Source organism: aff. Roholtiella sp. LEGE 12411 (assembly GCF_015206995.1).
Classification (GTDB): Bacteria; Cyanobacteriota; Cyanobacteriia; order Cyanobacteriales; family Nostocaceae; genus Komarekiella.
This window is the reverse complement of sequence record NZ_JADEXR010000154.1, coordinates 1-13,680: the sequence shown is the minus strand read 5'-3', so window position 1 is coordinate 13,680 and position 13,680 is coordinate 1. Positions and strand designations below refer to the sequence as shown.

Genomic DNA, 13,680 nt, shown 5'->3' with positions numbered 1-13,680 from the left:
CCCCTGTCCCCTCCCCCTGCCCCCTGCCTCTTATAAAACATTGATTGAACTTGTCAATCAAGCTCAAGAAACAATTACTCAAATTCAGCAACATTCCAGCTTCAAAAATTTAGATTATTACCCAGACCTGACCATTGGCGATGCTGACCAAGCGCTGGAATATCTTCGATGGGAACTACAGGCACAGTCTGAATCATAAATAGATTTCAGAGGGAACTCTTAACGGGAAACAGGCAACAGGTAAACCCACCCTTAAAAGGGGTGGGATTGAAAACTTGGACGCTGTTTTTCTTCGTGCTACGCAATCTCGAAAAACATCCTTTTTTAAACTGGGCTTTAAACCCAGAACTAAAGTTTTTTAGGGAACAGAATGTGTCCTGTTTTCTGTTCCCTGTTCCCTGTTCCCTTTCTTTGTAACTAAACTAGAGGCTTTCAGTGATTGATTTGGAATTGGTTCACAGTGCCACCTCACTTAGTACTGGTAAAACGTACCAAATAGATGGTGTACTTTACCACTATTTGTGTAGTGATGGCACAACAGCGCATCCTCAATATATTTTCCGCCCTCTACGGGGCCAAAGGAAGAAGATTGATTTGAAGCTTAATCATCAGAAATTGCTGAGGCGTTGTTACGAAGTCCCTGGAATGCCAGTTAGATCTGAGGTTACGAGCGAAGCAGCACAGATGAGGCTTTTCTGAGGGGGAGGGCGATGTCTAACGACAAGACGCTTATCGAAGCGATCGCCCTTTGCCTTTGTAAAATCCCGCCAGAGATAATACACAAAGGATTGTAGCATTATGCCACCAAAGAAAAATCCGATTACAGACCCTACAGGGGAAAAAGCCACAGCCAAAGCAGCACGGTCAGCTGATAAAAAGGCTAGAGAGCGATTAAAGTCTAGATTTAGTGGTGAATCTGCTAGCCAATTAAAAGATACTGCTCAGAAAATTGCTGAAAACACCTCTTCTGTGGGGGATACTGCTAAAACCGTAACTACAGCCGTAAGTACTGTAAGCAATTCCTTGGGTAATGTAGCTGAATCAGTCGGTTTAATTCCCACTGGAAAAACTTCTCAAACCATCAAAACCCATGATGCTTATGGTGGTTTATCTTTACCAGTATTTGAGCCTCAGCAATTTATAGCAGGGGATTTATTTGCAGATAGTTCTACACTGCCAAGAACATCGAAATTAGAAGCAGATGCCATTGTTGAAAGCATTGAAGAAAAGCGCCAAACCTTAAGAGTCGTTGGGGCGAATCTAGACCTGAATACTGATGTCTTAAAGACTGGGGTTAAGTCGGAAAAAATGACTCAAGCTGCGATTGATTATGGCACTTCTAGGGTGAATACAGATACCAAGCTGACTCAGTTTGAAACTGCTCAAGTGCAGTATGAAATCGGTTTAACTAAGCTTGACCAGACACGAGAAAAACTATCTCATGAGCAAGTGACATTGGAAGGGTTGAGAAACGAAACCGACCAACGTAAGCGTTTTTGGTATGAGAAATATAACTTGGGCGAATCTCGGATTAAGCAGGTTCAACTAGCGAAATATCAATTAGACGCCAAAATCGGGGCGATTGAAGTAGAAGGAGAGGTAGCAGAATGAGCGATTTTAAAGATTTGCGAAATAGCATAATTCTTTCTTCTTTTGGGGCCGCTACTGTAGGGGTGCTTTTATGGTTTACACCTGCCAAGCCCTTAGCAAACTGGGTTGTTGCGGCTTCTGTCGGCGGTTTGGTTGCAGCAGAGTTTGTTACTGGTTCGGCTGAAATCAGCTGGAAAAACAGAGCAGGTGTTTTTCAAGATGAAATCAATAAATTAACTAAAAATGTGGAAGCGGAACGAAATTTAGTAGATCGCCAAAAGACAGAAATAGTGGGTAAAGATGCTCTGTTGGTGGATCAAACTGTAGCTTACAATAATCTCTCTCAAGAGACACAGCAATTAAAATTAATTCTGGTGAATTTTAAAGAAGAATTAGTCAATCATCAGACTCAAATAAAATCTCTCCAAACTGCTAATGGGGAAGCGGCCACAGAAATAATGCAGGATTCTTTCCAAGAATTTCAAACCCAGTTAAACGCATTAATCGCATCTTTGGCAAAACGCTACCCTAACTTGCCAAAAGACTGGGAGGCATTGAGACACGAGTTCGACAGTTACATGAGATTATTTGCAGCTAGAGTCAACACCGTAATTAGTCAGACTAATGCCAAAGATTTAATAGAAATGTCTTTGGCTATGCAGCACGAGATTATTTCTACTGGCGCAACTCTCAAGGTAAAAGCCTATAAAGCGATAGTGACTTATCTGACTAGAGAATTTGATGAGGTAATTTTCAAGGAAGAGCATGACATTTTGCTTGAGGAATTAAACGCAGCATGGCTTGCTAAAAATCAGGCGATCGCCTTGACTTACAACAAGAATTTTGAAGCAATCAAGCAAGAATTTGGCCAGGTTGCAGATGGCGTTGTAACTGGGTATCGGGAGGATTTCAAGAGCATTGTTGATGAGGGATTGACCCAGGTAGAGCAGATTGAGGAGTTACAGAAAAATATTTTATGGTTACAGGGCAGATTAGAGGAGTCCAGTAAGCCTCATCGTTTCCCGGCAGCGGTAGAACAAAGCCGCGTGGGTAATGCGATTATTGATTATTACTACCGTACTCATATTGTCCTAGATGGGATCGACTGGGATGATAGCGAAACCGGATATAAACTGATGTTTCATGTCGGGCGTAATGGCAGCAGATTTATCAGTGCTGACATGCTTAATGCCAACGACGCACCGCAAAAGCTTAAAGAAGTGTCAGGAGCTATTAACACCCCAGAGTTTAAGCACAATACTAGGGGCGGACACATGGTTTTAGAAGTTCAAACCAGTCATCCCAAAAAGAAAGATACAACCAAGGATGACATCTATAAACTTGGTCTTATTCCAGCGTCTCAGTTCTGCGATCGCTTATTAGTAGCCACAGACCACACTAAGAAAGGCAAACCGACATTGAGAGTAATGGCCGCAACTGGTGACGGCAAGGGTATTGCAGTTAAAAATTTGATAGCTCATTACCTTACCTTATCCGGTTGGGAGATATGGTTGAGTGACCCAGTTGATGATAGTGACGAAGATTATTGGTATTGCGCCAAGGTAGCAACCAATTCACGGGAAGCGGGGAAAGCCTACAGCAAGTTTGTAGAACTCCACAAAAGTAGACAGAATAAGCTACCAGCTTTTACCGATAACTATGTCTTGGGTGTATTTGATGAATTTGATAAGCAACACAATGACAAAGATAAAGAAGATGCTAAAGCGCTAATGACTGCCATTAGACACACCAAGCAACGACAAATATTAATAGGTCAGTGCAGTGAGGTAGGAGCTAACCACTGGACTTGGAACGATATGAGCAATTGTGCCATGTTGTGTCTAGAAGGGTCTATAGGACAACTTATCAAGCACTACAACGATTTGGGTTGGTCACTCACTAAAAAGCGGGAAATTCAAAAGCAGTATGAGAAGTTTGCAGAGTGGGGAAGGCTCAACAATGAATCGAATGATATCCCCAATGAAAACGCTTACAGAATTGGGTTGCTGGCTGTGGGCGATCGCTACGAGTTCTTAGAGATTCCCTCAGCACACAAAGGTATTCTTCGCAGTGGTGCAGGTCTGATTCGTGAGTCACTAGCGATTGATTTGGCTACCGCAAACCCGGATGTATCTATTCTCTGCCCTCATTGCGGACACGATGAACACATCAAGAAAGGCAAGTTAGCAAGTGGTAAACAGCAATATGCTTGCAAAGCCTGTAACAAAAAATTCTCTGTCTAAGAAATCTAAACAGATAGGTGTGTTGAACTGCAATTAGACACACTTATAGAAAATGTCATAAAGGAATGTTTAATGAAAGCTGGTCTAATTCAATCTTTAATCGAGCTTAACTATTTAACTCTGCCGTATTTACCAATCTCCGAAAAAGCATCACTGCCGCAAGTACCTGTTATTTACTTTGTTATTGAAAACGATGAGCTTGTCTACATCGGTAAAGCCAACAACTTGTTTGCAAGGTGGAATAAATTTGACCATTACAGTGAAACGTTATGCAGCAGTAGCGCAAATATTCATTGGTTAAAGCTGAATAAAAGCGAATTAACATTGACCGAAGCTTTGTTAGTAGCTTTTTACGAACCGAAGTACAACAAAGTGATTCCTCAAGTTACCGAGAAATCAGGCTTTACAGAACAAGATGTTATCGATGCCTACAATTTAGGTTTTCAAAAAGGTCTGATTCAAGGTGTCTCTGTAGGCAAAGCCAGCCTAAACAAACTAGTAGAAAAGTGTGTTAATAAGCAAAAATACTCACATAAGTCGATTTTATTAACAGATGAAAATCAGAAAAACAAGGTAAAAGAGACAATTTTTAACCTAAAAAAACAGCTTTATAGCTGTCCTAGATGCCAATCTAGTCGGCTAGGCACTAAAGGAAAGTTGTACCATAAATGCTTAGATTTTAAGAAGACCTGGAGAAACTTTAAAAGTTAGTAAGGAAAGCTTTACTAACATTAAAGCTGAATTAATTGTATTTTTTGCATATATTTAATCGAGGCTTGGTTGCTAAAATCTGAGCTTCGACAGGTCTAAATAAAGCCTTGGCGTTTTTAAAAGTCTTGTCCTATAAAGGTTTAACGTCGAGGCTTGAGGCTAGGCTTTGGGGTATGTGGGGGTGGGGGGCTTATTAGGCTTGAGTGTTGAAATAATAATAGTTAAACCTTTGTACGTTTTCACAAGCTACTGTACAAATCAATAATTTAATAATAGTTAGTAAAGGTTTAGAGGATTAGTAACGATTCAGTCAACCAATTGTTAATAACAATATAGTTGCCATTAAAATTATTAATAAAAGGTTATTATTTATTGTTATAAGAAAATTATATTAATCTGAATTTAAAACAAACTTTATATATTTTATGTACCCATGCGTACCCAAATCTATGTTATGCTATTTTCAACCAGTCAAGAAAACGCTGAAATCCTTAAGGAGTATGAATTATGTCTAAAGCTAAGGCTTCCGAGAGTGCTATTAATGTACCCAAAAATACCCATAATCAAGCACCTGCTAAAAACCGTAAATACTTCAGATCTGTAGTGGACTTGGGCAACCACTGGATTAAAGCTTATGTCGAGGGTTACGAGTTGATTAGAGAACCTAGTTGGTATGCTCGGTGTCTTTCCAACACTTCCAACAAACTGCCCGGACACGTTCAGTATTTGTCAGGCGATCGCACAGAGTTAATAAATACTTGTTGGCTGATTGGTAATCAAGCTATCCGAAGTGGGAGCAGTGACCTGATGCGGTTAGTGGAAGATTACACTGGTAAATCTTCACTGTGGCTTGAGTTTTTCCTAGGAACGCTTGCACACCTACCACAGATTAATTCCCAGATGAATATAGAAGTTACCGCAACCTGCAACGATGTTAAGCGACATGAAGAAGGGATTAGAAGCAATGCAGGTACTCACAAAGTAGAACTATGCGGTATCCCTTGCACTGTAAACATCTCATTCAAAGCAGTTTTGCCTGAAGGAATTGCCGCGCTCAAGAGCTATAAACTAGATGGGGCAGTGACCATCTGTGATATTGGTGGTGGAAACACCTCTATTAGTAGATTTTTCGATTCTGAATCTGTTGGTGATGTGCTAGCTAAAGATTTTGGTGCTGAGTATTTGATTGATAAGCTTTGTCACAGTTCCGATCTCAAAGCCAAAATCAAGCAAGCGCCTAATAAAGATATAGTCAATCGCAGTATTGAGTCAGGGATTAAGTTCAAGAAAACTGAGGTAGGTGGCAAACTACCATTCTTAGCTTACGGGGATTCAGATATCAACTTTTACAAAGTGTATGAGTTTGAACTGCAAGATTTTATTAATTGCAGGCTTAGAGAAGTGATTAAGCAGCTTGAGCAATACAAGCTAGCAGGCGACCAAATTCTAATCATTGGGGGAGGTTCTAAGCTACCTCTGTTGGGCGCTGCACTGAAAGCTAAAGGTTTTCTAATCTCCGATAGTGGAGCCTTTGACAATCTCAATGGATTAATTCAGGAGGTTATCTAAATGGTTGCCGACAAAATCAGAATCAAGAAATACCAGCATCAGAGAGTAGATCAGTGGTGTGAGGTTTTGGGTATTCCAGATAGCCGTTTTGTAGAAGATGCAATCAATTTTTACTTGCAATACTTAGAAGGTAAGCAGCCCACTGCTCTACCTGTAATGCAATATCTGCCTTTATCTTCTAATCCATTTCAAGAAACTGTAGAACCTATCGATACTGAAGACCCTGATGAATACCAAGGTGGAATTAGCTTATGAGATTAGAGAATGGTATCTACTACAGTCAAAACTTGCAAGAATGCATATTCAAAAGCATTCATTTGGATGAAATGATCGAAAAACTAGAAACTCCCAATAGCAAGCTAGTAAATTATTCCTGCTGCTACACAGGCAGTCACGCTACCTTTAAGGAGGATTTAAAAGATTTGGGGTTCAGGATTGAAGATGTTGTTGGCGTTTATGCAGGAGTAGGACAGATTTTTTGCATTTGTAACAACGATATTTGCTTTGACATGATCGTTAAAGGCTTTTGGACATTTTAGTCATGACACGATACTATCAAGCCTATCCAGAGCGCAATGATCATCAACCAGGATATTGCTATCTAATTGAAGCTGTCGGTTTTCATGGGTGGATTCCTGGCTGTTACTTCCGCCGAGTCAAAATTGGGCTAACTCGAAACATCAGTCGCAGACTTGAAGGACTGGCATTAAATCAGCCGCCGTGTGATTACAAAGTGGTTGCACTGATTCAAGTAGAGAATATGGCATCGGTCGAGAGCTTGCTACACAACAAATTTCAGCATTGTCGGGTAAAGCTGGAAAAATCAAGAGAATACTTTGACCTCAATCCTGTTGACTATGCCTATTGCCTTTGGCTTTTTCGTCGGCTGAACCAGCAATCAATATCAATACCTTTCACTTTTCGCCAAATCGCCGCTACAGTTTTCATGGCAGCTTCCCTAGCAACAATGGCATTCCCAGTAATTCAAAAAAGTTTTCAACCCGCAAATCAACCTATCCCAGAATCAAAGCTAAGGGGTTAAGCAAAAATAAGTTGGTCAGGCTTGGCACGCGCCGTACCCGGCGCGTGCCGCCTCCATGAGAGATTGTGAATGAATTGATAAATATAAGCCTGACCAACTTATTCCTGCGGGGGTGCTAATAAAATAAAAGATTTTTGGCAGAGAAAGACGTGAAAAATATTTGGCTTTGTGTAGTAGTAGTAAATATACTCTCAATAGCAGTCAACGGTTCAGTAGTTCTTTACAAGGTGAGTCAGGGTAAAAATACCTATTTTAATTTCACTGCCGCTCTTGTTGCAGTAATGGGTTGCAGCCTTGCAACACATAAAGTGAAAAAGGAAAAACAGAAAGAAGAATGGCTCCAACTTGAGCAAAGATCTGAAGAATTATTGGAACAATGCATAAATTGTGAATATTTTTACGGACAGAATCAAATAATCTGCGCTGTTCATCCTTCGGGATGCAAAAATTGTTCTGATTTTTTGGCGATCAAATCAGCATACTGCCAAGAAATAAATGCCCAGCCGTCAAACAAGCGATCCTCAACACCCACGAATAATTTCAACACACGGCTGGGCATTTATTTTTATGGATCACTCTCAGTGGAATAGTGGGTATTTGGACTGGCAGCTTTTTAAGTTTTTGCGTACTCAAAATCTTAAAAAGCTAAATAGCCATATTGAAAGAGGCAGTCTTGCTGGAGGCAGGGGGCAGTCTTGCTGGGGGAGCAACTCGATTTTGTGAGATGCTGAAACATCCCCTGCTCTCTCCTCCCCTGCCTCCTTGGATAAAAAACTGTTGCTGTAATTGTTATAGTAATGATATTTAAATAGTAAGTTTTCACGTACTCAAAAACTCAGGTTTTTGGCATTTTAAAAACTTAATAGTGAGATTTGATCATGATTATCACAGTCGCATCGTTTAAGGGAGGGGTGGGCAAAACTACGACAGCTGTCCACTTAGCTGCTTACTTACAAGCCTTTGGCGAGACACTTCTTATTGACGGCGACCCAAACCGTTCTGCTAGCGGTTGGGCAAAGCGTGGGAATTTGCCTTTCAAAGTAATTGATGAGCGCCAAGCGGCCAAATTTGCTAAGAATTATCAGCACATTGTTATCGACACCCAAGCACGACCCCAGCAAGAAGATTTAGAAGCACTAGCAGAAGGTTGCGATTTGCTAATTCTTCCCACTACCCCTGATGCCTTATCGCTAGATGCGTTAATGCAGACTATTGATGTTCTCAAATCATTAGGCGCTGACCAATTCCGCATTCTCATTACTCGTGTTCCACCTAAGCCCAGGCGGGATGGGCTTGAAGCAAGGGAAATGTTAGCTGAAGCTGGATTACCTTTATTTGAGGGTAGTGTCCGTGATGCAGTGGCTTTTCAAAAAGCAGCGTTGACTGGTGTACCAGTAAACAAAGTTTCTGACCCACGAGCCAAGATAGGTTGGCGAGATTATCAAAGCATCGGTAAAGAGGTGATTAAGTGAGCAAGTTCAAAGGGATTTTGGATGCAGCAAAGGGTCGTGAACCGGAATCAGAAAAATCGAGCCAGGAAACAGAAACTCAAAAGTTACAATCACGATCAGTTGATCAATCACAAATCGAACCGCCGCCAAAACGAGGACGACCCAAAGCCAAACGTTCTGACCCTGATTATGAGCAGGTGACGGCTTATATTCGCAAGAACACACACACAACAGTCAAAATTGAACTGTTAAAGTCCGCTCAAGATGGACAAAAGCGTGAGTTTAGCGAGCTTGTTCAGGATTTGCTAGAGCAATGGCTAAAATTGCGTACCTAAAATTTCAAATATTCAAATATTCAAATATTCAAATATTCAAAACTTATTTTTGCTTAGGGAGATCCATAAAAATGGGAGCTTTCCTGAGCAGGGGGCAGGGAGAAAAGGAGAAGGAGGTAATTTTTCTTGATCCCCCTTGCAAAGAGCACCCTGCCTCCGGCGTTGACCTCTGAGAATTTTCTAACAAGTTATTGTTATATTTTAACAAGTTATGTTAAACTACTTATAACAAGTTACCCAGATGAAGATAAAATGTCTAAAACAGTACAAGAGGAAGTCAACAAACTATTTGAGGCAACCAAGGATTTACAAAGCCTAAAAGAAATACGCCCATACTGTGAGCAGTTCAATGAATGGATAAACCGGAATACGAACTACAGCATTAAAAGCTTGGGCACTGTATTGAGCCGCGCTGGCTTCTACAAGAAATTTAAGTCACTGCCACTTGAACAAGGCAAAAACGCTGAATCAGTTCCTAAACACGATGCTCAAGGAAACGTAACAGGTTATGAATTGAAGCATTATGCTCTACTGCTGTGTGGACTGGATAAGAAAGACTGGGAAGAGCGCAACGAAACTACACGGGTAAGCGATCGCCTGATAACGGCTGATAAAGATGGTAACACAGGCATTGAGATTAACCCCTCGGAGTACTTGGAAGTTACTGCTAATTTGCTGAAGAGCGAAAACCCTCATGAATTAGCTGTTGGCTTAATTGCTGCAACAGGACGGCGACCTCATGAAATTTTAGCTAGAGGTAAATTTACCCCAGTTGAAGGGGAAGCTTACCAAGTAATGTTTGAGGGACAGGGTAAAAAACGCGGTCAAAACCCAGTCTTTAAAATCTCTACCCTGTTTGCTGCTAGTTATATAATTGAGCGCTTGAACCATCTGCGTCAGGATGCCAGCATTAATTCCTTAATAAAACAAGTAACCAATGAGTTTAAGAGCAATCTAGCAGCGCAAAATAAAGCGATTGAGGATAAACGCGGTAATTCATTGCGTCGGGTAGTTCAAGAGTATTTTGGGAGTAAGAATACAAACAAACCTCTGTTAAACTTCCGTCACGGACAAGAGCAAAACGACTGTAAAGCACTCAGAGCAGCTTGTGCAAGTTTAGTGACAGAGCGCGATCGCCCAGGCTCTGTTGGTTCAAAAATGCTGTTTTATGGAATGTTTTTAGGACATATCACGCCAGGGGAGAAACCCTCAGACCAGGATTTAAAGCACGTTGTAACCAGTTTGGGATATGCCGATTATTATGTTACTAAACCTGTAAACTTCCCAGAATTACCAGAGAAAGAAAAAAGCTGTACTGTCAAGGTATCTCCGGCAGATTTAGAGTTTATTCACCAATTACAGACAGATTTAGAATTACCCAATCAAAAATCGGTAGTTACTCGTTTGGTTGAGATTTATAAAAATGCTGTTCCCATTGCTAAGGAACTTCCGAAGGCACAGCAAACGGCTGTACAACTAGAAGTAGAGATTAAGCGGCTATCAGAGCAGAATAACGAGTTACAAAAAGTAAATAACCAGTTGCAAGCGGATAACCAACAACTACAGCAGGAGAAAGCCGCTATGGATACCGCTGCACAACAGTCTCAGACAATTACTGTTAATACTACTGAGTTAGATGATTGGCTTGAGAAGAAAGTTCTTGCAGCTGTAGAAAAAGCTTTGCAAGGTCAAATTATTCCACCAGCAGCCATTGCCACTGCTACACCTGTTAAAGTTACACCACCAAAAGAAGAAATTGACTGGACAGCCAAGAGTGATGCTGATGTCTGGGGAAGTAAAGCACCTGGGGCAGCTGTAGAAAAAATCCGTAGATCGTTTCAAGCAATCTGTTTATACAACGATACTGTAGCTACTGGAGATGGCGATCGCCTGGCAATTACTAACCAAGCACTTAGAGATTTATCAGGCTGTAATGGTTTGCTGGTAAGGGATTGGATTGACCAGCATAAAGATGAGGTGATTAGCCACAATGCTAAGTATGAGATGGAAAACAAGAAAGACCCGTCTAATCCTGCTAGCTATGCAAATAAAGGCAAGGACACAGATAAAATCTTGTCTGTGCTGAATGATGAATTTCTAAGCGGTGAAGGTTTTCGTAAAAACAAATAAAGATTAAAAGCTCGGACTACCGCGAGGTGCGTTCTTTACGACTAACAGATGATACCTGGAAGGGGTTAGGCATCGCCTCTGAATGCTTGGGATTAACCAGGGCTGACTATCTAGAGGAAATAGTTATAAGTAACCTAAATCCATGTATTACACGGAAAAATTCAAAGATTTCTGCTTCTAATACACAGAATTTTTCTGAACCATTACCGAGTATTACACGGTATGAGCAGGAGATGGAGAAGCTCCGAACCCAAGTACAGAATCTTCAAAAAGAAAATTTAGAGCTTAAGGAACGATCAGCCATTAACTTTGTGCATGACATTGTAGATTTTGAAGCAATACGCGTTAGCGGAGCGGCGCGTTAGCGCTTCGCATTTTATTTGAACTAAAGCTGGGGCAAAACGGTGTTATTGGTCTGAATGCTTTACTATAGATGCTTTTGGGTGGATGTCGTCTTAAACCAAAGGAAATTCGCCGTATTCGTAAAAAATTACACCTGACACAAGTCGAAGCAGGAGAATTAATTGGTGGTGGGCCACGAGCGTTTCAGAAATATGAGGCTGGAGACTTATTACCTAGTCGTGCAATCAGCAACGCGCTTGTATTACTCGATCATGATCCTAGCAGCCTCACAATCTTAAAAGAAAGGCAAAGGAATTCTACGATGGATCTTGTGATGTCCTAAAACTGTTGTATCTCCTTTGCATGATCACTCCCTAACCCCATTACACCACCACAATTACACAAATCCCAAAAACCCTGTTATTTTGCCCTTAGAAGCGTTTTAGCAGGGTTTTAAGGGTTTTTTGTTGCTGGTGTGGTGATGCTTTGGGTTTTACCTATGAGGACACAGAAGTTTTTTTATCAATACTTTCTCGTCTGCGTAGGCGTAGCCCGCCGCAGGCATCGCTCTTTTAACGAGCCTGCAAATGTTCAAATGTTCCATCAGAGCGCCATCGCTTCAACCAGTAATACCTAGTTTTCTAACAGGTTCATGCCAAGTGTACAGTGCCAAATTAATCTTCTTTTCTTCGGTGACGCTTTACGGCTTCAATGTTTGCTTTACTACCTTCGTCGGTTTTAGGAAAGCAGTAAGAACACACCCCACGCTCCACACTTAATTTACCTTTGATGGGGCGATCGCATATTTTGCACTTAGGAAGCTGCTCACCAGTTGAAACGCGCTCGCGCCATTGTTTTAGGCGTTGATATCCTGATTTAGCCATATTTGTTTTCCAACGGATCTGCTCGACCAATACCTAACTCAAGTAACTGTTTTTTTGTCCCATGGCGGTCAACGCAGTAATAATATTTTTTATCTCGAATATTGGCTAAGTAATACCCTGCTTTCCCGCCATTTATTCGGAACAATTCAATCACTATTTGAGCTTCGGTGATGCCATAGAGGGCATTAATGTCATCATGATTTGTTGCGCTGGTAGCTAAAAAAGGCTCGGTATCTTTAATGAACCAACGTCCGTTTTTGCATTCAAATATACGAAAGTAGCTTGGGTAGATAATTGTGCTATCCATGATTGGTTTTTGATAAAATGAATAAAGAAAGCCCCTATTGGGGTAGGGGCTTAACCTAACTAACTGTCGGTTTGATCGCCGTCCTCTAGCTCTTTTGGAGCATCTTCTGCTTCAGCAGGAATAACTTCTCGTTCGCCTGTACCTAGGTTCTCCTTAAACCAGTCAGGCTGAACTACAGGGTTTTCTTGCTGAATCTTTTCAAAAACATCAATGTTGTTGGGGTCAACATCTTTGTTTTGTCCGTTTCCAGATTGAGTCACTTTTTACACCTCCTGATGAGGGCATAGTTTTGATTTTCCCTCATACTTCTTATGATAACATCTCAATTACGCAGTGTCAATATTAACAAAACTAATATCGGAAAATACATATATAGACGGCGACGTTAGATCAGGCGATCGCATGAATAGAAACTGTGAAATCAGATTAACTAGTTATAAAACTTACAACTAGTTAATTAAGATGAATTTTGTTCTCAAAGATAGCCTAACCAAAAGCAAACTTAACTGATTGCACGAACCTGTTACTTTTTGGAAAATGTTATTTTGCATCTAACCAAATAAATGTGTATAGAGGTGTAGCTTGCGATGGCGTACCCGCCCGCCGTAGGCGATCGTCTCAGCAATCACGAATAGAAGCGGGAGCAACGCGAAAAAGTGAGATCGGGGTTTAATTCTCAATTACACCTCTATATTCTCAACAAAACCTGATTTTTTAGTTGCGATGCCTACGGCGGGCTGCGCCTACGCATCCTGAAACAACCTATATACGTCGTAGGTTTCAGCACCTCACTGTTAGAGCGTTGCTCCCATAGAAGCCAAGGAGGAGCGCTCTAACAGTGATTATGCTGTAGTATAAGGACAACGGTAGTGTTGCTTCTAGGCAATAGTATTGGTATACGCGCCCATTGAAGGCGATGGCGATCAGCTGATCGTGAGTGATGATGCGAGCGATGGCGTACCCGCCCGCCGTAGGCGATCGCTGAAACTCATTCTGGAAGATTCATCAACATTAATTGAGGGCAGAACTAAAACGAGGCGACGGATTCTTTAAACTTGTTATAGCAACCTGTTATT

Annotated in this window: 19 protein-coding genes; 15 read left to right on the top strand and 4 right to left on the bottom strand. The window is 41.2% G+C overall.

Annotated elements, in window-relative coordinates; all coding sequences use genetic code 11:
- The 9 genes from IQ246_RS24165 to IQ246_RS24120 form a co-directional block, all read left to right on the top strand.
- Positions 1-199 (top strand): hypothetical protein (locus IQ246_RS24165; protein WP_244142142.1); only part of this gene is annotated, 199 nt, incomplete at its 5' end.
- Positions 200-435: 236 nt separating this feature from the next.
- Entirely contained in the window at positions 436-699 is a 264-nt protein-coding gene (locus IQ246_RS24160) for a hypothetical protein (RefSeq protein ID WP_194005866.1), read from the top strand.
- A gap of 99 nt (positions 700-798) precedes the next feature.
- Entirely contained in the window at positions 799-1,611 is an 813-nt protein-coding gene (locus IQ246_RS24150; RefSeq protein WP_194005865.1) for a hypothetical protein, read from the top strand.
- Positions 1,608-3,833, top strand: a complete 2,226-nt coding sequence (locus IQ246_RS24145; protein ID WP_194005864.1) for a hypothetical protein — start codon at positions 1,608-1,610, stop codon at positions 3,831-3,833. Before IQ246_RS24150 ends, IQ246_RS24145 begins: the two co-directional genes overlap by 4 nt.
- A 72-nt stretch (positions 3,834-3,905) precedes the next feature.
- Positions 3,906-4,544, top strand: a complete 639-nt coding sequence (locus tag IQ246_RS24140; RefSeq protein ID WP_194005863.1) for a hypothetical protein — start codon at positions 3,906-3,908, stop codon at positions 4,542-4,544.
- Positions 4,545-5,051: 507 nt separating this feature from the next.
- Positions 5,052-6,113, top strand: coding sequence for a ParM/StbA family protein (locus tag IQ246_RS24135; RefSeq protein ID WP_194005862.1), 1,062 nt, complete (start codon positions 5,052-5,054; stop codon positions 6,111-6,113).
- Positions 6,114-6,368, top strand: a complete 255-nt coding sequence (locus tag IQ246_RS24130; RefSeq protein WP_194005861.1) for a hypothetical protein — start codon at positions 6,114-6,116, stop codon at positions 6,366-6,368.
- Entirely contained in the window at positions 6,365-6,652 is a 288-nt protein-coding gene (locus IQ246_RS24125) for a hypothetical protein (protein ID WP_194005860.1), read from the top strand. Before IQ246_RS24130 ends, IQ246_RS24125 begins: the two co-directional genes overlap by 4 nt.
- Positions 6,653-6,654: 2 nt before the next feature.
- Complete coding sequence (locus tag IQ246_RS24120; protein ID WP_194005859.1) at positions 6,655-7,155, top strand: GIY-YIG nuclease family protein; 501 nt, start codon at positions 6,655-6,657, stop codon at positions 7,153-7,155.
- A 427-nt stretch (positions 7,156-7,582) separates the two neighbouring features.
- Here IQ246_RS24120 and IQ246_RS31010 read toward each other — a convergent pair whose 3' ends face one another.
- The gene (locus IQ246_RS31010; RefSeq protein ID WP_255515631.1) at positions 7,583-7,714 is read right to left on the bottom strand and encodes a hypothetical protein; all 132 of its coding nucleotides are present in this window, start codon (positions 7,712-7,714) and stop codon (positions 7,583-7,585) included.
- 319 nt (positions 7,715-8,033) lie between these two features.
- Here IQ246_RS31010 and IQ246_RS24115 point away from each other — a divergent pair, with 319 nt between their 5' ends.
- The 5 genes from IQ246_RS24115 (at position 8,034) to IQ246_RS24095 (ending at position 11,756) form a co-directional block, all read left to right on the top strand.
- Positions 8,034-8,627 carry a ParA family protein gene (locus IQ246_RS24115; RefSeq protein ID WP_194005858.1) on the top strand — a complete coding sequence of 198 codons (594 nt, stop codon included), beginning with the start codon at positions 8,034-8,036 and terminating at the stop codon, positions 8,625-8,627.
- Positions 8,624-8,941 carry a hypothetical protein gene (locus tag IQ246_RS24110; RefSeq protein WP_194005857.1) on the top strand — a complete coding sequence of 106 codons (318 nt, stop codon included), beginning with the start codon at positions 8,624-8,626 and terminating at the stop codon, positions 8,939-8,941. Before IQ246_RS24115 ends, IQ246_RS24110 begins: the two co-directional genes overlap by 4 nt.
- Before the next feature lie 252 nt (positions 8,942-9,193).
- The gene (locus IQ246_RS24105) at positions 9,194-11,071 is read left to right on the top strand and encodes a protelomerase family protein (RefSeq protein WP_194005856.1); all 1,878 of its coding nucleotides are present in this window, start codon (positions 9,194-9,196) and stop codon (positions 11,069-11,071) included.
- 26 nt (positions 11,072-11,097) lie between these two features.
- On the top strand, positions 11,098-11,436 hold the full coding sequence (locus IQ246_RS24100) for a hypothetical protein (protein WP_208492276.1): 339 nt from the start codon (positions 11,098-11,100) through the stop codon (positions 11,434-11,436).
- Between the two features lie 68 nt (positions 11,437-11,504).
- Positions 11,505-11,756, top strand: coding sequence for a type II TA system antitoxin MqsA family protein (locus IQ246_RS24095; protein ID WP_194005855.1), 252 nt, complete (start codon positions 11,505-11,507; stop codon positions 11,754-11,756).
- Between the two features lie 331 nt (positions 11,757-12,087).
- Here IQ246_RS24095 and IQ246_RS24090 read toward each other — a convergent pair whose 3' ends face one another.
- From IQ246_RS24090 to IQ246_RS24080, 3 genes are read right to left on the bottom strand one after another with little or no spacing between them, the layout of a single operon-like run.
- Positions 12,088-12,297 carry a hypothetical protein gene (locus tag IQ246_RS24090; RefSeq protein ID WP_194005854.1) on the bottom strand — a complete coding sequence of 70 codons (210 nt, stop codon included), beginning with the start codon at positions 12,295-12,297 and terminating at the stop codon, positions 12,088-12,090.
- Complete coding sequence (locus IQ246_RS24085; RefSeq protein WP_194005853.1) at positions 12,290-12,604, bottom strand: hypothetical protein; 315 nt, start codon at positions 12,602-12,604, stop codon at positions 12,290-12,292. The genes IQ246_RS24090 and IQ246_RS24085 overlap by 8 nt, the downstream gene beginning before the upstream one ends.
- A gap of 59 nt (positions 12,605-12,663) precedes the next feature.
- The gene (locus tag IQ246_RS24080) at positions 12,664-12,864 is read right to left on the bottom strand and encodes a hypothetical protein (RefSeq protein WP_194005852.1); all 201 of its coding nucleotides are present in this window, start codon (positions 12,862-12,864) and stop codon (positions 12,664-12,666) included.
- Positions 12,865-13,495: 631 nt separating this feature from the next.
- Here IQ246_RS24080 and IQ246_RS24075 point away from each other — a divergent pair.
- The gene (locus IQ246_RS24075) at positions 13,496-13,657 is read left to right on the top strand and encodes a hypothetical protein (RefSeq protein WP_194005851.1); all 162 of its coding nucleotides are present in this window, start codon (positions 13,496-13,498) and stop codon (positions 13,655-13,657) included.
- Positions 13,658-13,680 lie beyond the last annotated feature (23 nt).